We start from the raw sequence: 21,939 nt of genomic DNA on the forward strand, positions 1-21,939 counted from the left end.
GGACGGCAACAATCATGATTTTGACGTGACCACAGATCGCGGACTGTCTAAAAGATAAAAACCATCATTTACCGCTGACAAAGCTGTCCATCACTGTTCGGAATTCTCTTCCTTATAGCTGCCATTTTTTCATATGGTCACAACCTGATGGATAGAGATAAGCATTTTAAATAAGATGAAAATCCCTGCATCGATCAAACACTTGATGGATTACTTCTCCGGCGCTTCTTCAATAACCTTCTGGAAACTCCAAAAACCCTGCAAATACCTTGAAATTCAGACCATCTTCCTCCAACTTTCTGCATCTTATTTGAGGAAGCTTCGCATCTGGCTTGCGAGGAATTGAGGATCTTCCTCGGGAATGAAATGCCCCACATCCGATTTCACCACTCTGAGATCGCTTGTGCGGGCGGAAAGAACGCTCTTCAACCATCCATACCCCGGGCCGCCGACGGCCAGCACCGGCATGGCCAGTTTCGAATAGCTCTCATCATCGACAATGTCCTGCGGGAAAGCCTGATACCACGCATCTCCGGCGCGGATCGCATCCTTGCTGGTATAGGCAGACTGGTACACCGCGCGATCCAAAGCATCGATGCTCGCCTCATCACGGGTGAGATAGTGGAAGAACCAGTCCTGAGCGTAACGGATGCGACCGTCAGCCAGCAGTTGCTCCGGCAGACCCTTGACCTGATGGAAGGCGAACCACCAGACATAGGCGGTCGAGCCATCACCAACCTTATCGCCAAAAGTACCGACGCCGGGCAACATGGGCCAGCTCTTCAGGCTGTTATCGGGCGGCGCAACATCCACCAACACCAGCTTGCGCACCAGATCGGGCCGGGTCGCGGCGAGTGAGAAAGCCACCATCGAACCGATGTCATGCCCAGCCACATCGGCCTTGTCCGCGCCCAAACTGCGGATCAGCGCGCCAATATCTGCTGCCATGGTCTTCTTGTCATAGCCGCTCTCAGGCTTGTCAGACCCGCCCATGCCGCGCAAATCGACCGCGACTACGCGGTGTGTCCGGGCCAGTTCGGGCATGATCTTGTGCCATTCCCACCACGTTTCGGGCCAGCCGGGCAGCAGCACAAGCAGGGGCCCCTTGCCGCCAATGACATAATGCAGGCGAATGCCATTGATCTGCGCCGTCGTGCTGGAAAAATCGCCGAGCCGGGCGGCAAGAGCGGCATCGGAGACGTCGACTGTGACAGCCGGAACCGGCTGCGCGTGAAGCGCCGAAGTCGCAAAGCCAGCGGTCATGGCCATTGCGGTGATGATCCTGCGAAATCGTGTCATATCAGCACCTCGCATCTCGTTCTGTCCGGCTGGTGCCAGACCCATGTCATGTCAGAAGACTTCAAGGACAGGCCCAGCCCGGACCTGCGGTCAAAACGTGATGCACGCGCATCACTGCGTGGAGCGCAGGCGCCCCGCCTTGATGGGCTATCCGTCCGGCGCGAAAACCAGCTCGATCTGCGAACCCCATGGTGTGAGCATATAGACCCAGCGCGATCCGTCCGGGCCAGTCGCCGGAGCGTTCAGCACGGGCAGGCCAAGGCGTCGAACTGCGGCCAGCGTGGCCTCCGGATCATGAGCCTTGAAGGCGATATGGGTTTCGGCAGCATCATCTTCATGAGGTCGCGCGCGAGACATCAGGGGCCCGGCATATTGGAACAGTTCGATTTTCGACCCGTCAGGTTCCTGCAGCATCACCATACGCTTGAGGCGGCTTGAGGCATGCCAGTGAAAGCGCCTCTTCCATGCGGGGCTGATCGGCGCCGGGCGCACATCCGTCAGAACATGCGTACCGAAAAGCTGCGCGAAGAAGGCGATGGCCCGATCGGCATCAGGGACGTTGATGCCCACATGGTCGATGCCCGTCACGGCCAGCGGCCCGGTCTGCGCATCAGCGGGCACGGGGGCCGCCACCATCAAGGCCGCGATCCCGAGGGGCCGCCAGATCACCCCCTTCATCGCAGACCGCGCAATGAATTACGCAATTCGGACACGAAAATTTCCGGCTGCTCGAAGGCCGCAAAATGGCCGCCATGTGCCGTCTCGTTCCAGTAGATGATGTTCGCATAGAGCCTCTCGCCCCATTTACGCAGCGGGCGATAGAGTTCACCGGGAAACACGCTGACGGCAACCGGCAGATCCAGCTTCTGAGGCGTGAAATCGGTCGCGAAGCTCTCCTGATAGAGCCGGGCCGAGGACGCGCCGCTGTCTGTCATCCAGTAAAGCATGATGTTGTCGAGGATCTCGTCGCGCGACAGGACCGTCTCCGGCTGATGGCTGGTGTCGGTCCATTCGCCCAGTTTCTCGTAGATCCACGCCGCCTGCCCGGTGGGCGAATCCGCCAGCGCATAGCCGATGGTCTGCGGGCGCGTGCCCTGCAGCTTGGCATAGCCCGACATATCCTCGGCAAAATTCACCAGCCGGGCGATGGAGGCTTTCTCATCCGCATCGGGCTCGCCCACGATCGGCGGCGGGAAGAGGATCGGCAGGTTGAGATGGACGCCCACCAAACCCGGTACATGCTGCTTGGCCATCCAGGTGGTGACGCCCGCGCCCCAGTCGCCGCCCTGCGCAACATAGCGCGTGTAGCCCAGCCGCCCCATCAGCGTGCCCCACGCCCGCGCGATACGGGGCAGCCCCCAACCCCGCTCTGCGGGCTTGTCGGACAGGCCATAGCCGGGCAGCGAGGGGATCACCACATGGAAAGCATCCTTGGCCGACCCGCCATGAGCCTCGGGATCGGTCAGAGGCCCGACCACCTTGAGGAACTCCACGATGGAGCCCGGCCAGCCATGCGTCAGAATGATCGGCATGGCATCGGCATGTTTCGAACGGACATGGATGAAATGGAAGCCCAGCCCATCGATCTGCGTGCGATACTGCGGCAGCGCGTTGAGGCGCTTTTCAAGGCGCAGCATATCGTAATGATCGCGCCAATAGGCGACCAGCGCCTGCACATCACGCAGCGGTGCACCCTGCGACCAGTCACTGACGGTTTCCCTGTCAGGGAACCTCGCCATCGTCAGGCGGCGCTTGAGATTGGCCAGTTCAGCCCGATCGAGCGTCAGGCTGAAAGGCGTGATCGCCGATGTGGCCGGAGCAAGGCCAACCGGCTGAGCCAAGGCTGTCTCGGACCATGCTCCCGTCACCATGGCGGCAGATCCCAGACTCAGAGCGCTGCCTTGCAACAGCATCCGGCGGGAGGGGGAGAGATCGAAGATTCCGGTTGAGGATCGGGCGGTCATAAGGCCTCCAGGGATGTCTGTGTTGAACGCAAAATGTGGATGAGGCGGCGCGGTATTCTCCGGGAGCCACCGCCGGGCGTGTGAAGACCAAGGGTTCGCCACGACCGGGCAAAGCACTGAACCAAGAAATTGAATAATATCGGCAAATTGACGATCCCATGCCAAGCCGCACCCGCCAGCTGCGCTATGCCTGCCGCGATCACATCCGCTTCATCAGGGGTAAGGCGGAGCACCATGGCGATGGCCGTGATCGACCATGCCTCCATGCGGCGGCGCACCGTCACGAGCCGCGCCTTCCCACCGCACCGCCCACATCTCCCGGCCCGCCCAAAGGCGCCAGAGTGAGAGCAAGCGCCAGCGTAAGGATGGCCGTCACCAGACCATCCTCGGTCGCGCTGTAAAACAGCCACCCTGTCAGCCCCAGCGCAAGGGCGCCTGCGATGGTGAGAAGAGGAAGCTTGAAGGCGGCCATGATCGGGTCCCTTGATCCGGTATGGCGATCATCCTCGGGCATCGCATGGAGCGGAGCCATCCTACCTGCGGCTCCCGCCGACATACCTGCGTATGAGGCATGCAGCTTCAGGTAGACTGGCCGCCGGGCACCATTCGCGGGATCATCCGGCCTTCGACACCGGAAAGGACACCGCCATGAAACGAACGAAGCTGCATCATGCTTTGAGCTTGCTGGTTCTCACGGGTCTGGGCGGCGCATGGGGTGGACCAGAGCTTGCCGCACAGCCGGCCATTGCCGTCACCGGACATGCCGGAACGAGGCAGCAGGTTGACGTGCAGACGCGGGCCATCTCGCGGCAACACGATCGCCAACTGGCCCGCTTCGAGGATGCGGTCTGCATCTCCGTCAGCGGACTCGAAGGGCCCTACAACGAGGTTGCCGTGCGCCGGATCGCCAGCGATGCGCGGGACGCGGGGCTGCATGTCGACAAGGCCGGGTGCCACCCCAACATCGTCATCGTGATTGCCAAGGATGCCCGGAAAGAACTGGAGCGCCTGTCGCATGATGATGGCGCCGCCAGAAGCCTCGGCATGGAGGTCAAGGATCTGGTCAGGCTGGCGGACACGCCGGGGCCTGCCTATGTCGCCACGATCACCGCGATGCGCGGCAAGGACGGCGCTCAACCGCATGTCGGAACCCTCACCCGCAAGGATGAAACCGAACTTATCGGCCATGACGTGTCGATCATCGACCAGCCCGCACGCTATGACATCACCGCCGTGCTGATGGTCCTTGAGAGTTCAGCCACGCTTGGCAAAACGCTGCAGCAGATCGCCGACTATGCCGCGTTCAGGACGCTGTCAGACCTCAACGGTGATGCGACCGAGACCATTGTTCCGAGCATCCTCACCCTTTTTCGCGACAAGGCTCCTGCCCAAGGCTTGACCGACTATGATCGCGCCTATCTGGCAGGCCTCTACCGCGGCAGCTCGGCGATGACCGCCAATGCCAGGGTGGAGGAGATCACTTCGGCCTTTATGCGCGGGGCCGGGAAATAGGATCTGGCCTCCCCTACCGCCATGGCATGGTGAAAGCAAAGCTCGCGCCCCCCGCCGGGAGATTGCGGGCCTGAATTTGCCCGCCATGAGCTTCCACGATGGTTTTGGCCACCGAAAGCCCCATGCCCATGCCTTCCGCCTTGGTGGTGTAAAAGGCGTTGAACACCTGCTCCCTTCCCTCACTCGGCAAGCCGGGGCCGGTGTCGCTCACCGCAATGGCGATATGCTCGCCCTCCAGCCAGCTGCGCACCATGATCGAGCGCGTCCCCTCCGCCTGCGCCGCCATCGCCTGCGCGGCATTGACCAGCAGGTTGATGATCACCTGCTGAAGCTGTACGCGGTCGGCGGTGATATCGGGCAGATCGGGCGCCAGTGTGACGGACAGCTCCGCCCCCAGATTGGCCAACTGCCAACGGGTGATGGCGATCGATTCCTCGACGATCTCATTGGGCGAAAAGACCGTCCTTTCCCCCGATCCCTTGGTCGCCATCTTGCGGGTCCGCGCGATGATCTGCGAGGCCCGCGTGCTCTCCGAGATCATTCGCGTGATGGCGCAGACCGCCTCCTCCAGATCGGGCTCGGCCCGGCGCAGCCAGCGCAGCGCCGCATTGCCGTTGGTGGCGATGGCAGCGAGCGGCTGGTTCACCTCATGCGCGATGGAGGCGGTCAACTCGCCCAGCGCGGCGATGCGCGCGGCATGGACCAGATCGGCATTGGCCTGTGCCAGCGCTTTTTCGCGGGCGATGCGCTCGCTGATGTCCATGATGGCGAAGGTGCCTGCGGGCGACGCCACCACCTGCCGGGGAAAGGCCGTGCTGATATGGACGGGAAAGCATGTGCCATCGGCGCGGGTCATCACCGTCTCGCCCTCGAAACCGCGTGCGCCGGTCAGATAGGCGATGAGATTGTCCTCAAGGAATGGCTCGCTCTGCGGCGGGCACCAGCGGCCGAAGGGCGTGGCCAGCGCCTCGCCACGCGAAACGCCAAACACCTCTTCGGCCCTGCCATTGAGATTGAACACCTGACAGCGATCGAGCGAGGTCCGCACAAAATCGGGATGGCTGCGGATATAGGCGACCGGATCGTCGATCCCCTGCTCGCTCAGGCTGGCGAGCCAGGCGTGGACGCCCGACAGATCGATCTCCCAGAAGGCCACCGCCGTGGCATCGAAGACCCGGTGATAGCGATGCGACTGGGGCGCGATATCCACCACCAGCACGAAGAACCCCTCGACCAGACCGCCCGGCCCTGTCTTCGGCACATAGCGGATGGCGGCCTCCCGCGCGGTGCCATCGCGGTGCGGGACGCTTGCCTCGAAGGAGACGGTCTGGCCGCTTGCCACCATCGCCAGATGCTCACGCCGCGTTTCATAGGCCGCCTCGCCCAGCATCTCGCGCATGGTCAGGCCGACCAGCGTGGCAGGCTCGCGCCCATACCATTCACGGTGATGGGCATTGGCAAAGCGGCAGACATGGCCAGTGTCGAAAAAAGAGACAAGCGCCGGCATGAGGTCCAGGCTGAGGCTGGCGAAATCCGTGGTATCCAAGGCTGGTGAACTCATGTCCTGTGTTTCCGCCCGTCCACCCCGAGCCGGGCCCGGCGCGGGACAAACAGGCAGACCTCCTGATGCTGCGGACCATAGGCGCTTCTCAAAGCGTTTGTCTCTCATCCCCGCGTATGATTTCCATCGCGGCCGCTTTGGACCATGGAATGACCTTGGCGCCCCTTCCTGATGGCGCCACACAGGAGCTGAATTTGTGACCGATATCCCGGTTATCGCTATCGTGGACGATGACGCAGGCATGCGCCAGTCGCTGGATGGCCTGATTCGGAGCCTGGGTTACCGCGCCACGCTGTTCGAAAGCGCGGAGGCCTTCCTTGGCGCTCCCGAAGCGAAAAGCTGCCAATGTGTCGTGAGCGACCTGCAGATGCCGGGCGGCATGGACGGCATCGAGCTGGCACGGGCGGTGGACGACAGGCTGCAGGGCAGAGTGATCCTGATCTCGGCCTTTCTCGACGATGCCGTTCAGGAGCGCGCGCTGGAAGCCGGGGTCTACCGCTTTCTGCGCAAGCCTTTCGATGGCGAGGAGCTGGTCGGCTGCATCGAGGCCATGCTGGAAGCCTGAGCCGCCTTATAACGAAAGGCCCGCGAACCAGGGCTGCAGAACATAGGCCCGCCGCGCCGGAATCCGCAGGCTAACGACAGTGCCTGCAGTGTTTCCCGGCTGGATCGTTAGCTTGGCGCCGATCGATGCGGCTCTCTCGTGCATACCCGTCAAACCCAGCCCGGGGCGAGCCTGCTCGCAGGGGATGCCGATGCCATCATCGGTGATGGTGACCTCCAGCCAGCGCGGATGAAAACGGACGACCAGCGCGATATGGTTGGCCCGCGCATGACGGGCGGCGTTAAACAGAGCCTCGCTGACGATTTCCCGGGCCTCAAGCGCGGCGGAGGCCTGCATCGCCCTTGCTTCGCCCTCTATGTCGAAACTGCGGCCCGTACCGGCAGGGAAAGCCGCGTCATCGAGCAGGCGCTGCAGATCGGCGACAAGGTCCGGCGTCTGATCCGCAATACGCAGACCCAGCACCCGGCTCTTGCCCTCGGCGATCAGGCCGTCGGCACGGTCCAGCGTCTTGTCCAGCAACGCGCGGTTGGGATCATCCTTGCGCATCCGGCTCGCCACGGACTGAACACGCAGCACCAGCCCCTGCACGCCTTGCAGCAGCGTGTCATGCAGATCGCGCGCGATTCGCTCGCGCTCATTGGCCCGTTCGGCGGCCCGGTTGCGCATCTGACGCGCCACCAGCCCCACCCGCCAGCGATAGAGCAGCCATGCCGCAACCCCGGCCAGCACAAGGCACAGCCCCCGGAACCACATGGTCTGGTAAAAATAGGGCTGGATGACCAGATCGAGCGTAGCCCCCTTCGCGTTCCAGTCACCATCCTTGTTCGCTGCCGTGACCTGGAAATGGTAGGAACCGGGGCCAAGGCTGGTGTAGCTGGCAGAGCGCGTGCTTCCCCCATCGACCCAGCCCTGATCCACGCCCGACAGCCGGTATCTGAACCGCATATGGGTGGGATCAACGAAGCTGAGCGCGGTGAAATCCACCTTGAGCCGTGCCGTCCCGGCCGGCAGGACGATCCGGGGCTGCGGGCCATATCGCTGCCTGTCCACCTGCAGGCCGGTGATCATCACCGGCGGCGCGGCACGGTTGAAACGCGCGTCATGGGGATCGTAAACCGCGATGCCGCCATTGGTGGTGACCCAGACCCGCCCCTCACGATCCGCCGTGATGTTGGACATGTTGATGAAGCTCGGAGGGCCGGGCAAGCCGTCCGACAGACCGAAAACATCGAAAGCGGGCCGAAAGCCGGGATCGAGGAAGGCACGCTCCAGATCCTTCGTGCGAAAGCGCACCATGCCCTTGTCGGTCTGGAGCCAGGTATCGCCCTGCTCTGTCTGCACGATGCCGCTGGTGATGCTGAGCGCCGGAAAGCGGTCGCGGTGCAAGGTGCGGAAGGCTTTGCCATCATACTGAACCAGCCCGCGGTCGCCCCCCAGCAGCAGGTAATGCGGCGCCTGATACATCACCTCGATCATGCCGAGCGTCATGTCCTGCTGCTTCCAGAGCTGCTGCGTGTGAACCCCGTCCGTGCGCCACAGGCTGCCATGCCCGACATAGGCCAGCACCTGCCCCTGCCCATCCGGCAGGACGTTGATGACGCCCCAGCCGCTGTCTTCGCCCAGCGCGATCACCCGCGCGCCGGACGGCCCCAACAGCATCAGCCCGTGCTGATCGCCAACCCACAGCCGCCCCCGGTCATCCTCGACACAATGGCCGCCATTGGTGAGTTTCCCGAGATTCTGGGTTCCCGCCATCGAAACCCATTGGCGCCCGTCGCCGCCGAGCAGGGCCAGCCGGTCACGCCCTTGCGGAAGCCACACGCTACCTTTCGCGCCCGGGCAGGGCACAAATTCCTCGGGCAGGGTCACAGGCTGCTTCAGCAGGCGGCCATCCGTCCCCGTCCGATAGAGGTCGTGCCCATGGCGCAGCCAGACCGCGCCCGCGCCATCGCGGATCGCATAGGGCGGCGAAACGGCGTGGCCATCCTCGGGGGCCTCCACCATCATCGGCCTGAAGGCGGAGGGGCTGAAGCGCTCCAGGCCGCGATTGGTCCCCAGCCAGAGATTGCCTTCCCGGTCGACCAGAGCGGGCAGATCGTGCTGATTCTCGCTCAGAATGGGCAGGCGATAGGGGCTCTTCCATAAGGTGCCCAGCCGTTGCGCGCCTTGCCCCTCTGCGAACCCATAGCGCCTGATCTGATTGTCATCCTCGACCGACCAGAAGGCATGCGGCCCATCAAAGATGACCCTGCCGCCCATCTTCACCGCAGGCCGGGGCAAGGACGGCCCGATATGCGCCAAGGCTGCTCCTGAATCTGGCAACAGGCGACGGATCGCCTTGCGGGTGATCAGCCAGACCGCGCCGTCGCCATCGGTGGCAAGGCTGGCATCGACCAGCGGCTCGGGGGTGATCTGCCTGATGATCTTCTGCGTCGGGGAGACCATGAAGAGACGGTCATGGAACAGCATCCACAGGGCGCCATCCTTGCCCTCGGTCACATCATTGACCCAACTGGTGAAAGGCAGGCTGACCCAGCTTTCCCACCGCCCCGCCGTCAGACGGGCAAGGGTCAGATCGCGGCCATCGCCCGTGACGGCCCAACCGGGCCCCGTGCCAGTGCCTATGCCAATGCCACGCATGTAGAAAACCGTGTGGTAAGGCAGATGATCGACCGGCCGGTGCTGCCCTTTGCGGTAAAGCGAGATGCCGCCCCACTCATGCCCAACCCAGAGATCGCCATCCTTCGTCGCCAACAGGGAGAGGATGCCATCGGCCTGCAGCGGGTGCGGACTGGAGGGCGGCATCTGTTCGAAGCTGACCCCGTCATAGCGATAGAGCCCGTTGCTGGTGCCGATCCAGATCATGCCGTCAGGCGTCTGGGCGAGCGCCCGTATCCCGCTCGGCGCGCCTTCCTCGCTGCCGGAAAAATGCCGCTGCCAGGCCAGCGGGTGATCATCGCCGCTGGAACGGACCACAGCAGGCACAAGCCAGAGCAGCAGGCAGGCGCAGAACGCAAGAAGCGCCGCCCTCGCCTTCAAGCCGGATGCCTGTTTAAACCGGAGTATGGATGCCGCGTCAGCCAAGGTTGCCGGGTCAGATCTCGATCATGCCGCGCTTGATCGCCTGCGTGACGGCATGGGTGCGATCCGCGACTTTCAGCTTGGCAAAGGCGCTCTTGAGATGAGCCTTCACGGTTTCTTCCGAGATGCCAAGCCCTCCGGCCACCTCCTTGTTGGACTGCCCCCGCGCCACCAGCGACAGCACGGCAATTTCCCGGTCACCCAGAGGACGGTCCGCGATATGCGATGCCAGATCCTGCGCGACATCGGGATCGACATAGGTCGCGCCGCCAGCCACCTTGCGGATGGCCTCCAGCATATCCTTGCGCAGGCTGCTCTTGAGCATGTAGCCAGAGGCGCCGGCAGCCAGCGCGCGAGACGCCTGATTATCGCCCGGATAGGTCGTGAGCACCAGAATCTTCGCGGCGGGTGCTTCGGCCATGATGGTGGCGATTGCCTGCAGCCCGTTGAGCCCCGGCATCTGGATATCCATCAGGATCACATCGGGCCGCAGGGCGCGAAACTGCTCGACAGCCTCCATGCCATCGGCAGCCTCGCCGATCAGGGCCATATCCTCCTCATTCTCAAGGATGGCGGCCACGCCTTCACGGATGATGAGATGGTCATCGACGATGAGAATACGAATCATGTGAAGCGCGCCCGCGAGATCAGTGGTTGGCCGTGCTGCGCTTCATGCAGGGCGAGCCCTGCGGACCATGCGCGAACAATCGGGGCCGGTTCTGGCGGCATGCCTGTCGAAAGGCAAGCCGCCCCAGCACCCGCAGCCTTTTCTCCGTGAGCGAAAACGCTCTCTTTGCCGGATCAGGCGACCTTCCCGCGCGGATCGTCGATATGCATCTTGCCGACATCATAGCGGATGCCCTGCCGGTCGAGGATGCGCACCGTCTTCACCACCGTCGAGAGGGCGGTCAGGAAGCTTTCGGCGTTTTCGTGATGCTCATAGGCCTCCTGGTCCGCCCAGCCTTCCAGCAGATGGAAAGTGTTGGGATCGGTGAGATCCTGAGCGAAAGCGTAATAGATGCAGCCGGGCATCTTTTGCGCCGCGGTCATTTCCGGCACGACAGCGGCGATAAAGGCATCTCGGTCATCGGGATGAACGCGATAATAGGCGCTGACGAGGATTTGCGTCGGCAGCGTTTTGTCATGATCGGCCATTGGGGGTTCCTTTGTGCGACGTGCCGCAACCAAGGCGGCACTTCCGAAGAGGCCCTGAAAATAGGGCGCGCGGCGCAAAAGCGTCCATTCATACGCGTGTATGACCGGCCATCACCCGCGTATGGCTGCCTTTTCCCCGCGCTTTCCCGATGCTGCTGCCAACAGCCAAGGAAGGACTTCGCCCATGAACGACACTGCCACCCAAGCCATGTCCGCCAATGAAAAACTCATTCGCGACCTCTATGCCAGCGCCGAGGCCAATGCGAAGGACACCGCCCATTTCGTCTCGCTCTTTGCGCAAGACGGCTATTTCTGGGACGTCAGCGCCGGGCAGAAATATTATGGGCAGGACATCGGCCTGACCGTCGATGTTTACGCCGCCGCCTTTCCCGACATGCATCGTGAACTCTACAGCCTCTATGAAAGCGGCGATGTGATCGTGGTGGAACTGTCGCTCAATGGCACCCATCGCGGCGACCTGCCGATGAGCGCGGGCACGCTGCCCGCCACGGGCAAGGAAATCCACGCCCCCTGCTGCGACGTGTTCCATCTGGAAGATGGCAAGGTGAAGTCCTTCCATTGCTATGTCGCCGTGCCGATCCTGCTCGGCCAGCTTGGCGTGATGGGCAATCTTGAGGCCGCCTTGAAGGCCTGACCCCTCCGCAGGCCTGCCCGCTTCGGGGCGCATCGATCACAGCGATCGATGCGCCCTTTTTCGTGACCCGATCCGCCATGATCATACACAGGTATGATCCACGGAAACCTTCAGATCAGAACCATCAACCCGCGTCTGATCCCCTTCCCTCGCCGCCAATCCTAAACAGATCCGGCAACGAAGGAAGGAACCCCACCATGCCCCCCATCGACACCTTGCCAGCCGGAGCCCCGCTCTCCCGCCGCTCCGCCATGCTCGGTCTGGCCGAGGGCGCGACGGTCGTGGCGCTGGCGGGCGGCCTCTCGTCCACAGCCCATGCGCAGGTGCCCACCCCCGGCGTCAGCCCCGCCAGCGCGGCCATCACCCCCTTCAAGGTCAGCGTGCCTCAGGTCGCCATCGACGATCTCAAATTCCGTCTGCGAGGCGCCCGCCTGCCCGAGCGCGAGACCGTCAGCGACTGGTCACAGGGCGTGCCGCTCGACAAGGCGCAGGCGCTGATCGCCTTCTGGCGTGACCGCTATGACTGGCGCGCCTTCGAGCGCCGCATCAACGCCTTCCCCCAGTTCCGCACGCAGATCGACGGGCTCGGCATCCATTTCATCCATGTCCGTTCGAAGCATGCCAATGCCATGCCGATCATCCTGACCCATGGCTGGCCCGGCTCGGTGGTGGAGTTCCTCAAGGTGATCGGCCCGCTGACCGATCCTGTGGCCCATGGCGGCAAGGCGGAAGACGCCTTCCATGTGGTGATCCCCTCGCAGCCCGGCTTCGGCTGGTCCGATCGCCCGCGGGAAACCGGCTGGAATGTGGTCCGCACCGCCAAGGCCTGGGGCGTGCTGATGCAGCGCCTCGGCTACACCAAATGGGTGGCGCAGGGTGGCGACTGGGGTTCCGGCGTCACCCATGCGCTGGGCCATGTCCGCCCCGCAGGTCTGGTGGCAGCCCATGTGAACTGGCCGCTGGTCTTCCCCGAGAAATTCCCCGACAATCCCACGCCGGAAGAAAAGGCCGCCATGGAGGCGGCCGCCCATTTCGCGGATGACCAGTTCGGCTACTTCAAGGAGCAGGCCACCCGCCCGCAGACCATCGGCTATGCGCTGGCGGACTCGCCGGTCGGGCAGGCCATGTGGATCTACGAGAAGTTCCAGGCCTGGACCGACAACCACGGCAACCCCGAGGATGCGCTGACCACGCAGGAGATGCTCGACAACATCTCGCTCTACTGGTTCACAGATACAGCGGCCTCCTCGGCGCGGATCTATTGGGAAAATGCGCGCCATGGCGGCGGTTTCGATGCCGGTCGTATCGAGCTGCCGATGGCCGCCACTATCTTCCCCAAGGAAATCTACCGCGCACCCAAAAGCTGGGCTCAGGCCCATTGGCCCAATCTTATCTACTGGAACGAGGTCGACCGCGGCGGCCATTTCGCGGCCTTCGAGCAGCCCCAGCTGTTCTCGGAAGAAATGCGCAAGGCCTTCCGCTCGATCCGCGCCTCCTGATCCTCCCCTCCCCCCCATTGAAGGAGAATACTCATGTCCAATCGTCTGTCCGGCAAGATTGCCGTCGTCACCGGTGCCACCAGCGGCATCGGCCTTGCCACCGCCAAGCTGTTCGCGGCTGAAGGCGCAAAGGTCTTCATCACCGGCCGCCGCCCCGATGTGCTGGAGCGCGCCGTGAAGGAGATCGGCGGCGAGACCGTCGGCATTCAGGCCGACTCCGCCAACCTCGCCGACCTCGACCGCCTGTTCGAAACCGTCAAGGCGCAGGCCGGGCGCGTCGATGTGCTTTTCGCCAATGCCGGTGGTGGCGGGATGCTCCCGCTCGGCCAGATCACCGAGGAACACGTCGACGACACCTTCGGCCGCAATGTGCGCGGCGTGGTCTTCACCGTGCAGAAGGCGCTGCCGTTGATCGGCAAGGGCGGCTCGATCATCCTGACCGGCTCGACGGCGGGCACCGAGGGCACGGCGGCCTTCAGCATCTATTCGGCCTCCAAGGCAGCGGTGCGCAATCTGGCGCGCAGCTGGGCGCTGGACCTGAAGGACAGCGGCATCCGTGTGAATGTCGTGAGCCCCGGCGCCACGCGCACGCCCGGTCTGGTCGAGCTGGCGGGCGATGATGAGGCCCAGCAGCAGGGCCTGCTCGATTATCTCGCCTCGCGCATTCCGCTGGGCCGCGTGGGTGAGCCGGAAGAAATCGCCAAGGCCGTGCTGTTCCTGGCCAGCGACGATGCCAGTTTCGTGAACGGCGCAGAGCTGTTCGCCGATGGTGGTCAGGCTCAGGTCTGACCCGCCTGGAGCGCCCGGCAAGGCTTCCACCCCGAGCCGTGATCCCCCCGTCGCCGGGCGCTCCCCTTTTCCTATCAAGGACTCTCGCCATGATCGAACACCGCCCCCTCGCTACCCTCGATGGCGGCGATCACGGATGGCTGAAAGCCCGCCATCACTTCGCCTTTGCCGGTGTCGGCAATCCGGCGCATCGCACCATCGGCGCGCTCAAGGTGTGGAACGACGACACCATCGCGCCCCGGACCGGCTTTCCCCTGCATCCCCATCGCGACATCGAGATCGTCACCTACGTGCGCGAGGGTGCGATCACCCATGAGGACAGTCTGGGCAACAAGGGCCGCACCGTGGCGGGCGACGTTCAGGTGATGAGTGCCGGGACCGGCATCCGCCATTCGGAATACAATGCCGAAAGCGTGCCGACCCGCATGTTCCAGATCTGGCTCGAACCGCGCCAGCGCGGCACAAACCCCCGCTGGGCCACCCGCAGCTTCCCCAAAGCCGAGCGCCAGCAGCATTTCGCCGTGCTGGCCAGCGGCAGGGCCGATACCGATGCCCTGCCCATCGACGCTGCCGCCGATGTGCTTGGCGCCACCTTGCAGGCAGGCCAGAGCCTCACCCTGCCGCTTGAAGGCGATGCCTATCTGGTCCCCGTCTCGGGCCGGATCGCGTTGAACGGCATCACCCTTGCCCCCGGCGATGGCGCGGCCATCGCGCAGGAACCCCAGCTTCACCTGACCGCGCTGGACGACACCGAAGTCGTGCTCGTCGCGCTGTTCGCGAAAGGATAAGTCACATGCTTTCCGTTCTCTATCGCCAGCACGGCAAACCCTCGCAGGTGCTGGAAGCGGCTCAGGTCGCCGATCCGGTACCGCCCGCCCATGGCGAAGTGCTGATCCGCGTGCAGGCCCGCCCTGTCCATTACGGTGACCTGCTGGGCATCGCCGGGCACTACCGCAGCAATGGCGATCTGACCGTGCCCGAAGGCGGCAACCGCGTCGGCTTTGAAGGTTTCGGCGTGGTGGAAGCGGTGGGCGAAGGCGTTGCCCTGACGCCCGGCACCCGCGTCGCCTTCTTCCCGGGCCGCGCGGCATGGAGCGAGCTGGCCATCGTATCGGCCGCCTATGTCACCCCCATCCCCGACAGCATCGCCGACGATGTGGCCGCCCAGCTTCACGTCAATCCACTGACCGCCGCCCTGCTGTGGCGCGCAGTGCAGCAGGCAGGCGCCATTCCCGGCCAGCATACGGTGGTGCTGACCGCCGCCGGTTCTGCGGTTTCGCGGCTGACAATCTCACTGCTGCGTGACGCCGGGCTCGATGTTGTCGCTCTGGTGCGCAGCGCCAAGGGCGCCGAGGAGCTGGCCAGCCTGATCCCCGGCCTCTCCGTATTCTCCACCGACAGCCCCGACTGGCAGACCCGCCTTGCCGCCGCCGTGGCGGACAAGCCGGTGCAGGCCGTTCTGGATGCCGTGGGCGGCTCGCTGGCCAGCGATCTGGTGAAGGTTTTGACCAATGGCGGCTCGCTGATTTCCTACGGCGACCTTTCGGGCGAACCCATCGCCGTGCGCGCTCTGGCCTTTTCCACCCGTAACATCCGCATCTTCGGCGTGACGGTCGGCACATGGGGCGGCCTGCCGCCCGAACAACGCGCGGAAGATATCGCGCTGGCCCTGCGTCTGGCCGAGGGCAACCCCGCCCTCTTTCCCGTGGCTGCCCGCTATCCGCTAACCTCCGTGCGCGAGGCCGCCGATCATGTCGAGCGCCCCGGCAAGGCGGGCGTCGTGCTGCTGACCTCCTACTGAAGGCGCCCGCAATGCATATCGGAACCATCGGCGCGGCTGACGTGGCGCAGGCCGTCGCCGCCCATGCCATCAGGGCGGGGCATCAGGTGACGCTCAGCAACAGTCGCGGGCCCGAAACGCTGGGCGAGGTGATCGAGCGCCTTGGCCCCGGCGCCCGCGCCGGAACGCGCGAGGAAGCTGCTGCCGCGGACTTCGTGCTGCTGGCCGCGCCATGGGTGAAGGTTCCGCAAGCACTGGCGGGCCTGCCCGACTGGCAGGGGCGCATCCTGATGGATGCCACCAACCATTTCGCGACCTATGCGCCGGACTATCAGCGCAGCCCGCTCGATGGCCGCACCTCCAGCGAGATCGTCGCCAGCCTCGCGCCCGGCGCCAGAGTGGTGAAGGTGTTCAACACCCTCATCGCCCGGCTGATCGCTGCCCGGCCCGATGAGCGGGGCGGCCGCCGCGTGCTGTTCCTTTCAGGCGACGATGCGGAGGCCAAGCAGCAGGTGGCGGATTTGGTCCGTTCTTTCGGTTTCTCGCCACTGGATCTGGGATGCCTGAAGGACGGCGGGCGCATGCAACAGCTCGACAATCCGCTGGCCGGGCCCGATCTGATCCGGTTCACCTGAGATGCCCGCCGCGTCCTCCCCCGCGCTGGACAATTCGGCAGGCTGGGCCGCCGTTGGCTCGATCGCGCTGGGCACCTTCGCTATGGTGACCAGCGAGTTCCTGCCCATCGGCCTGCTCGGCGCCATCGCCCATGATCTGGGGGTGAGCGAAGGCCATGCCGGATTGCTGCTGAGCATGCCCGGCATCACCGCCGCCTTCGCCGCGCCGCTGTTGACGGTGCAGGCGGGAAAGCTGGACCGCCGGTTTGTGCTGCTGGCGCTAAGCCTGCTGGTCGCGCTGGCCGATCTGGTGACGGCCTTTGCCCCCACTCTGGGGATCGCTCTGCTGGGCCGCATGGTGTTGGGGACCGCGCTGGGCGGCTTCTGGGCTTTTGCGGCAGCGGCGGGACGCCGACTGGTGACCGAGGAGGCCGGCCATCAGGCTACGGCGCTGATCCTTGGCGGCATTTCGGTGGGCACGGTGCTGGGTGTGCCGCTGGGAACCTGGATCGGCGGTCTGGGCGGTTGGCGGAGTGCCTTTGAGGTGGTGGCCCTGCTCGCCGGGCTGGTTCTGATCGGCCAGCTGGCGCTGCTGCCCGCCCTGCCGAGCCGGGAAACCACCCGGTTTCGCGATCTGCTCTCCATCCTTACTGTGCCCTCGGCGCGGCTTGGCTTTGCCGCTGCCGCACTGATCGCGGGCGGCCATTTCGCGGCCTATGCCTATCTCCAGCCCTTTTTGGCGAGCATCCATTTGCCCGCCTCGCAGGTGACGCTGGTGCTGGCCGGATATGGCATCGCGGGCGTGATCGGCACATGGGCAGGCGCCAAATGCGCGGCACGGAATCTGCGCCTCACCTTTGCGGGCACTGGCCTTGCCATTGCGGCGGCCATCACCTTCGCCTTTCTGGCAGGCCAGCATGCATGGATCAGTGCCGGGCTGATCATGCTCTGGGGGGCGGCTTTCGGCGCCTTGCCCGTCTGCGTGCAGATCTGGACCTATGAGGCCGCGCCGGACCGCTTCGAAACCGGCTCGGCCCTCACCGTCACCGTGTTTCAGACCGCCGTGGCAGCGGGTGCTCTGGTGGGCGGGATCGCGGTCGATCATGTCGGGGTCTGGCTGGCCTATCTGATCGGCAGCCTCTGGGCGGGGTTGGCTGGAGTGCTGCTGCTCGCGCGTGAGAAGCTTCCCGCTTGAAGCGACTTTGCCTATCCCGCGGCCAGACATCAAGGCCAAGCCTGCCGGCCTCTCATACCAGCGTATGATTTCGCATCTGCTGGCTTCGTCCTAAGATCTGGAACATCCCCCATCCCCTTTCCAAATCCTCCCGGTAAAGAGGCGTAAAGCGAGCCTTTACAGGCTCATACCCTCGTTGTTCAGCCCGGCGACCTCTGCTTATAGGGTGTCATGTTCACGAAAAAACAGTGCGGCAGCGCGCTGACGATGAACTGTGATGCGGAGCGGACAATCCATGCGGCGGCTTTGTTGAGGGACTTTGGAAGATGTGTTCGGGCGCAAAGGTAACCACAGCAGTACGGGGCAAGAAGAGCGCTGCGGCCCTTCAGCCTGCCTCGCGCCTGTGAGCGGCCAGACCGCAGACAGAAGTCTGACCCCGCTGGACCTGCTGCGCCTGCTGGGTGAGACCTTGCAGGCCAGCCGCGTCGGTTATGCGCTTGCCGATCTCGATGCCGAAACGCTGCGCCTCGAAACCGTGTGGGAAGCATGCCCCACGGCCAGTCCGCCCGGTCTTGCCTTTGAAGACTTCGCGCTGTGCCGCAATGCAGTCGCCTCACGCGATGCCCTGTCACAGCTGCTGCTGGCCAGCGGCTCAACCGGCTGCATCGAAATTCCCGTCGTGCAACAGGGCAAGGCGATCGGCTTTCTCTTCATTCATGCCGAGCAGGACCGGGCATGGACCGGCGAGCAGCTGGCCCTGGCGGATTTCACGGCAGCACAGTTGCGCGGCGCGAACTCATGGGCCCGGATCGAGGCCCTGCGCCTCGATGCCGAAGCGCAGGCGGTTGCCGCCACCCGGCATATGCCCGCACTCCTGGCTGAAACGGAAAGCCCCGGCCCGGCACTCGAAACCGACGTCTCCGCCCGCAAGCGCGAGCGCGACCTGATCTGGAAAACCTCCAGCGATCTCTTCGCCATCGCGAACACCCATTACGTCCCCATCGACCTCAACCCGGCATGGACGCACATGCTCGGCTGGACCGAGCGCGACATGCGTTCACGCCACCCCATCGAGATCTGCCACGTCGATGACCGCGCGCTCAGCATCGCCGCGCTCGACAGGCTGGTGAAGGATGGTGACCGCATCAGCGTGGAAAACCGCCTGCTTCGCAAGGATGGCGGTGTCGTCTGGCTGCAGTGGGACATCTCCCGCTTCGATGACAAGATCTATGCCACCGGGCGCAACATCACCGCCCTGCGCGAGCTGATCAAGGCGCAGAACGATCTGGCCCATGCCAGCCGCATCGCCACGCTGGGCGAAATGGCCGCCTCCATCGCGCATGAGGTTAACCAGCCGCTCAGCGCGATCTGCACCAATGGCATCGGCGCCCGGCGCTGGCTGAACCGTCAGGAACCCGATCTGGGCGAGGTCAGTCAGGCGCTGGAGCGAATGGTGTCGGAGGCCAATCGCGCCTCGGAGATCATCTCGCGCATTCGCTCGCTCGCCTTGCGGGGAGAGCCCGATCGCGCGCCCTGCGATATCGCCACGCTGGTGGCCGATTGCGCCGAACTGGTGCGCGGGCAGCTGCGCACGCTGGGCGCCTCGATCGAGATCGCGCATGCGGGGGATCTCGGGCAGCTTGTCGCCGACCGGGTGCAGTTGCAGCAGGTGATCATCGTGCTGGTACTCAATGCGGCGCAGGCCATGGCCCATGCCGGTTCGCCCGAACGTCAGGTCACGCTGAGCGTGGCGGGGCAGGCACGGAGCATCGCCTTCACCGTTGCCGATACCGGCCCCGGGATCGATCCGGCGCTGGCCTGTTCTGTCTTCGATGCCTTCTTCACCACCAAGACGGACGGGATGGGCATGGGCCTGTCCATCGCCCGATCCATTGTGGAGGCCCATGGCGGCACGCTGGCGCTGGATGCCACCTGCGCGGGCGGAGCGAGCTTTTCCTTCACGGTCCCCCGGCACCCCATTCTGGCTGGCGACTGATGAAACATCTTGGATTGCTGGCCTTTTCAGCGGCATTGCTGACCGCTGGCAAAGTGCATGCCGAAACGGACACTACACCGGTGGACGACATCGTCGTCACCGCGCAAAAGCGTGAACAGGCGGCGCAGGATGTTGGCGCATCCCTCATCAGCCTGTCCGGTGAGGCCGCAAGGGAACGCGGTATCAGTTCCATTGAGGACCTCGAACGCGTGGTGCCCGGACTGACCTTTGCACGGACCACAGCCGGGCCGCCGGTGCTCACGCTGCGCGGTGTGGGGTTTTATGACTCGACCCTGTCGGCCTCCCCGGCGGTCAGCGTCTATCTGGATGAGAGCCCGCTGGCGCTGCCCAGCTATCTGCAGGTCGGCGTGATCGACATTGCGCGTGTGGAAGTGCTGCAGGGGCCGCAGGGCACGCTCTATGGCGAGAACTCTACCGGCGGTGCCATCAACTATATCGCCGCCAAGCCCACCGACAGGCTGCATGAAGGCGGGACAATCAGCTTCGGGCGCTTCAACACGCTGGAAGCCGAGGGCTATGTCAGCGGACCGCTGACCAGCACAGTGAAGGCGCGACTGGCACTCAAGACGGTTCAGGGCGGCGATTGGCAACGCAGCTACACCAGCGCGGCCACCAATGGCGCGACACGTCAGGGAGCCGCGCGCGCCATCGTGGAATGGGAGCCATCGGCGAGCGCCAAGCTGGCGCTGAACGTCAATGGCTGGATCGACCGTTCCGACACGCAGGCCGTCCAGCTGATCGAGGTGGCCTGCGCCAATGCATCGACCTGCGTGCCCGCCTTGCAGACCTATCCCACGGCGCCCAGCAATGCGCGCGCCGCCGACTGGACGCCCGGCTATCCCGCCGCGCACGACGCCTTTTTCCAGACCACCCTGCGTTCCGACATTGCGCTGAGCCATACCGTGACGCTGACAACTCTTGGCGGCTATCAGCGCTTCCATCAGGACAAGCATCTCGATGAGGATGGCACGGCGCTTCAGGCGCTGAATTTCCGCCAGCTGGGGCGCGTTGAATCCTTCAATCAGGAGGTGCGTCTGGCAGGAGAAGCAGGGCGGCTGCGCTGGCTGGCCGGAACCTATGGCGCCTGGCAGACATCAAATGAGACCTTTTTCGGCGATGTGGTCGATGGCTCACTGGCCCAGCCGCTGCCCGGCATCATGCCCCGCTTTACCACGGTGGGCGGCGCGTTCCGGTTCCACAAGCGCGATCTGGCAGCTTTCGGCAATGCCGAAGTGAGGCTGAGCGAGCATCTCACGCTGATCGGCGGGCTGCGCTACACCAATTCGCTCCAGACATTTTACGGCTGCCAGTTGAGCGGGGCCGACCCGACGCTGGGCGAAACACTTGCTTTCCTCAGCGCTGCCGCGCGTGGCACGTTGCCGCAGATCGATCCGGTGCCGCAAGATGGCTGCATCCAGATCGATGCGGCCACGCTGAAGCAGGGCGCCACCCGCAACCGCCTCGCGCAGGACAATGTCTCATGGCGCGGCAATGTGAACTACAAGACCGATGGCGGCGCGCTGCTCTATGCCAGCGTGGCAAGGGGCTACAAATCCGGCAGCTTCCCCTCGCTCAGCGTGAGCAGTTCCATCCAGTTCGCCCCCGTCACGCAGGAATCGCTGCTGGCCTATGAGGCGGGCGTGAAGGCGCCTCTGGCCGGCGGCGCCGTGCGGATCGAGGCCGCCGGCTTCTATTATGACTATCGCGACAAGCAAGTGCGCGGCCGGGTGGTCGATCCGGTTTTCGGTGTCGTGGAGGCGCTGGTCAACATCCCCAAATCGCGTGTCCTCGGCTTTGAGGGAACCGTGCGGGCGCGCCCCGCTACCGGCATCGATCTTTCAGTCTCGGCCACCTATGCCGACAGCAAGGTCCAGCGCTTCACCGGCTACGACCAGAACGGCGCGCTGAGCGATTTTGCGGGCTCTGCCTTTCCCTATTCGCCCCGCTTCCAGATGGTGGCGGATGCCGCCTATGAATGGGCCATCGGCAAAGGGCGCAGGGCGTTTCTGGGCGCCAATCTTACCCATCACAGCGCCACCAGCGCCGGTCTGGGGAACGATCCCGAACTGCGCCTGCGCTCCTACACCACGCTCGATCTGCATGGCGGCCTGCGCGCCGCTGACGACAGCTGGTCGCTGAGCCTGTTCGGCCGCAACGTGACCAACGCCTATTACTGGAACAACATGTACCGCTTTACCGACACGCTGGTGCGGATTGCGGCCAGACCGGTCACCTATGGCCTGATGCTGTCCTTACGCCACTGAGGCGGCGCTG

General features: G+C 64.3%; 20 protein-coding genes. 11 read left to right on the forward strand and 9 right to left on the reverse strand.

What is annotated here, in order from left to right; translation table 11 throughout:
* Nucleotides 1-306: 306 nt before the first annotated feature.
* From HGK27_RS21980 to HGK27_RS22000, 5 genes are all read right to left on the reverse strand, one after another.
* Nucleotides 307-1,269, reverse strand: coding sequence for an alpha/beta fold hydrolase (locus HGK27_RS21980; protein WP_241127734.1), 963 nt, complete (start codon nt 1,267-1,269; stop codon nt 307-309).
* 177 nt (nt 1,270-1,446) lie between these two features.
* Nucleotides 1,447-1,935 (reverse strand): VOC family protein, encoded by a 489-nt coding sequence (locus HGK27_RS21985; RefSeq protein ID WP_241127737.1) that lies wholly within the window; start codon nt 1,933-1,935, stop codon nt 1,447-1,449.
* 38 nt (nt 1,936-1,973) lie between these two features.
* Nucleotides 1,974-3,263 carry an epoxide hydrolase family protein gene (locus tag HGK27_RS21990; protein ID WP_206244954.1) on the reverse strand — a complete coding sequence of 430 codons (1,290 nt, stop codon included), beginning with the start codon at nt 3,261-3,263 and terminating at the stop codon, nt 1,974-1,976.
* Complete coding sequence (locus HGK27_RS21995) at nt 3,260-3,547, reverse strand: hypothetical protein (protein ID WP_206244956.1); 288 nt, start codon at nt 3,545-3,547, stop codon at nt 3,260-3,262. Before HGK27_RS21995 ends, HGK27_RS21990 begins: the two co-directional genes overlap by 4 nt.
* Nucleotides 3,544-3,735: a hypothetical protein gene (locus HGK27_RS22000; RefSeq protein WP_206244957.1), complete on the reverse strand. Its 192-nt coding sequence runs from the start codon at nt 3,733-3,735 to the stop codon at nt 3,544-3,546. The genes HGK27_RS21995 and HGK27_RS22000 overlap by 4 nt, the downstream gene beginning before the upstream one ends.
* A gap of 176 nt (nt 3,736-3,911) precedes the next feature.
* Here HGK27_RS22000 and HGK27_RS22005 point away from each other — a divergent pair, with 176 nt between their 5' ends.
* Nucleotides 3,912-4,775, forward strand: coding sequence for a hypothetical protein (locus HGK27_RS22005; protein WP_206244959.1), 864 nt, complete (start codon nt 3,912-3,914; stop codon nt 4,773-4,775).
* 13 nt (nt 4,776-4,788) lie between these two features.
* On the opposite strand, the gene HGK27_RS22010 is transcribed toward HGK27_RS22005, so the two are convergent.
* Entirely contained in the window at nt 4,789-6,336 is a 1,548-nt protein-coding gene (locus HGK27_RS22010; protein WP_206244965.1) for a PAS domain-containing sensor histidine kinase, read from the reverse strand.
* A 196-nt stretch (nt 6,337-6,532) separates the two neighbouring features.
* On the opposite strand from HGK27_RS22010, the gene HGK27_RS22015 reads away from it, so the two are divergent.
* Complete coding sequence (locus HGK27_RS22015; RefSeq protein WP_206244971.1) at nt 6,533-6,901, forward strand: response regulator transcription factor; 369 nt, start codon at nt 6,533-6,535, stop codon at nt 6,899-6,901.
* 6 nt (nt 6,902-6,907) lie between these two features.
* On the opposite strand, the gene HGK27_RS22020 is transcribed toward HGK27_RS22015, so the two are convergent.
* The 3 genes from HGK27_RS22020 to HGK27_RS22030 all read right to left on the reverse strand — a co-directional run bounded on the left by HGK27_RS22020 (nt 6,908) and on the right by HGK27_RS22030 (nt 11,137).
* Nucleotides 6,908-9,940 carry a sensor histidine kinase gene (locus tag HGK27_RS22020; RefSeq protein ID WP_206244973.1) on the reverse strand — a complete coding sequence of 1,011 codons (3,033 nt, stop codon included), beginning with the start codon at nt 9,938-9,940 and terminating at the stop codon, nt 6,908-6,910.
* 55 nt (nt 9,941-9,995) lie between these two features.
* Nucleotides 9,996-10,610 (reverse strand): response regulator transcription factor, encoded by a 615-nt coding sequence (locus HGK27_RS22025; protein WP_206244975.1) that lies wholly within the window; start codon nt 10,608-10,610, stop codon nt 9,996-9,998.
* A 173-nt stretch (nt 10,611-10,783) separates the two neighbouring features.
* Nucleotides 10,784-11,137, reverse strand: a complete 354-nt coding sequence (locus HGK27_RS22030) for a putative quinol monooxygenase (RefSeq protein ID WP_206244977.1) — start codon at nt 11,135-11,137, stop codon at nt 10,784-10,786.
* A 208-nt stretch (nt 11,138-11,345) separates the two neighbouring features.
* Between HGK27_RS22030 and HGK27_RS22035 the strand changes: the two genes are divergently transcribed.
* From HGK27_RS22035 to HGK27_RS22075, 9 genes are all read left to right on the forward strand, one after another.
* Nucleotides 11,346-11,792, forward strand: a complete 447-nt coding sequence (locus HGK27_RS22035; protein WP_206245487.1) for a nuclear transport factor 2 family protein — start codon at nt 11,346-11,348, stop codon at nt 11,790-11,792.
* A 197-nt stretch (nt 11,793-11,989) separates the two neighbouring features.
* The gene (locus HGK27_RS22040) at nt 11,990-13,291 is read left to right on the forward strand and encodes an epoxide hydrolase family protein (protein ID WP_206244979.1); all 1,302 of its coding nucleotides are present in this window, start codon (nt 11,990-11,992) and stop codon (nt 13,289-13,291) included.
* Between the two features lie 33 nt (nt 13,292-13,324).
* Nucleotides 13,325-14,080 carry an SDR family NAD(P)-dependent oxidoreductase gene (locus HGK27_RS22045; protein WP_206244981.1) on the forward strand — a complete coding sequence of 252 codons (756 nt, stop codon included), beginning with the start codon at nt 13,325-13,327 and terminating at the stop codon, nt 14,078-14,080.
* An 89-nt stretch (nt 14,081-14,169) separates the two neighbouring features.
* Nucleotides 14,170-14,868 (forward strand): pirin family protein, encoded by a 699-nt coding sequence (locus HGK27_RS22050; protein ID WP_206244988.1) that lies wholly within the window; start codon nt 14,170-14,172, stop codon nt 14,866-14,868.
* Between the two features lie 5 nt (nt 14,869-14,873).
* A complete protein-coding gene (locus HGK27_RS22055) occupies nt 14,874-15,881 on the forward strand; it encodes a zinc-binding dehydrogenase (RefSeq protein WP_206244993.1) in 1,008 nt (335 codons plus the stop codon).
* An 11-nt stretch (nt 15,882-15,892) separates the two neighbouring features.
* Nucleotides 15,893-16,495, forward strand: coding sequence for an NADPH-dependent F420 reductase (locus HGK27_RS22060; protein ID WP_206244995.1), 603 nt, complete (start codon nt 15,893-15,895; stop codon nt 16,493-16,495).
* Nucleotide 16,496: 1 nt separating this feature from the next.
* A complete protein-coding gene (locus tag HGK27_RS22065) occupies nt 16,497-17,669 on the forward strand; it encodes an MFS transporter (RefSeq protein ID WP_206244997.1) in 1,173 nt (390 codons plus the stop codon).
* Nucleotides 17,670-18,051: 382 nt separating this feature from the next.
* The gene (locus tag HGK27_RS22070) at nt 18,052-19,644 is read left to right on the forward strand and encodes an ATP-binding protein (RefSeq protein ID WP_206245000.1); all 1,593 of its coding nucleotides are present in this window, start codon (nt 18,052-18,054) and stop codon (nt 19,642-19,644) included.
* The gene (locus HGK27_RS22075) at nt 19,644-21,929 is read left to right on the forward strand and encodes a TonB-dependent receptor (protein ID WP_206245002.1); all 2,286 of its coding nucleotides are present in this window, start codon (nt 19,644-19,646) and stop codon (nt 21,927-21,929) included. The genes HGK27_RS22070 and HGK27_RS22075 overlap by 1 nt, the downstream gene beginning before the upstream one ends.
* The last annotated feature ends 10 nt before the right edge of the window (nt 21,930-21,939 follow it).

Origin of the sequence: Novosphingobium terrae, assembly GCF_017163935.1 — a bacterium.
Classification (GTDB): domain Bacteria; phylum Pseudomonadota; class Alphaproteobacteria; order Sphingomonadales; family Sphingomonadaceae; genus Novosphingobium; species Novosphingobium terrae.

Excerpts from the sequence above, each read along its gene's own strand:
- HGK27_RS21980 (WP_241127734.1), bottom strand. The coding sequence starts at position 1,269 with ATGGCCATGACCGCTGGCTTTGCGACTTCGGCGCTTCACGCGCAGCCG.
- HGK27_RS21985 (WP_241127737.1), bottom strand. The coding sequence starts at position 1,935 with ATGGTGGCGGCCCCCGTGCCCGCTGATGCGCAGACCGGGCCGCTGGCC.
- HGK27_RS21990 (WP_206244954.1), bottom strand. The coding sequence starts at position 3,263 with ATGACCGCCCGATCCTCAACCGGAATCTTCGATCTCTCCCCCTCCCGC.
- HGK27_RS22000 (WP_206244957.1), bottom strand. The coding sequence starts at position 3,735 with ATGGCCGCCTTCAAGCTTCCTCTTCTCACCATCGCAGGCGCCCTTGCG.
- HGK27_RS22005 (WP_206244959.1), top strand. The coding sequence starts at position 3,912 with ATGAAACGAACGAAGCTGCATCATGCTTTGAGCTTGCTGGTTCTCACG.
- HGK27_RS22010 (WP_206244965.1), bottom strand. The coding sequence starts at position 6,336 with ATGAGTTCACCAGCCTTGGATACCACGGATTTCGCCAGCCTCAGCCTG.
- HGK27_RS22025 (WP_206244975.1), bottom strand. The coding sequence starts at position 10,610 with ATGATTCGTATTCTCATCGTCGATGACCATCTCATCATCCGTGAAGGC.
- HGK27_RS22030 (WP_206244977.1), bottom strand. The coding sequence starts at position 11,137 with ATGGCCGATCATGACAAAACGCTGCCGACGCAAATCCTCGTCAGCGCC.
- HGK27_RS22035 (WP_206245487.1), top strand. The coding sequence starts at position 11,346 with ATGTCCGCCAATGAAAAACTCATTCGCGACCTCTATGCCAGCGCCGAG.
- HGK27_RS22040 (WP_206244979.1), top strand. The coding sequence starts at position 11,990 with ATGCCCCCCATCGACACCTTGCCAGCCGGAGCCCCGCTCTCCCGCCGC.
- HGK27_RS22045 (WP_206244981.1), top strand. The coding sequence starts at position 13,325 with ATGTCCAATCGTCTGTCCGGCAAGATTGCCGTCGTCACCGGTGCCACC.
- HGK27_RS22050 (WP_206244988.1), top strand. The coding sequence starts at position 14,170 with ATGATCGAACACCGCCCCCTCGCTACCCTCGATGGCGGCGATCACGGA.
- HGK27_RS22055 (WP_206244993.1), top strand. The coding sequence starts at position 14,874 with ATGCTTTCCGTTCTCTATCGCCAGCACGGCAAACCCTCGCAGGTGCTG.
- HGK27_RS22060 (WP_206244995.1), top strand. The coding sequence starts at position 15,893 with ATGCATATCGGAACCATCGGCGCGGCTGACGTGGCGCAGGCCGTCGCC.
- HGK27_RS22065 (WP_206244997.1), top strand. The coding sequence starts at position 16,497 with ATGCCCGCCGCGTCCTCCCCCGCGCTGGACAATTCGGCAGGCTGGGCC.
- HGK27_RS22075 (WP_206245002.1), top strand. The coding sequence starts at position 19,644 with ATGAAACATCTTGGATTGCTGGCCTTTTCAGCGGCATTGCTGACCGCT.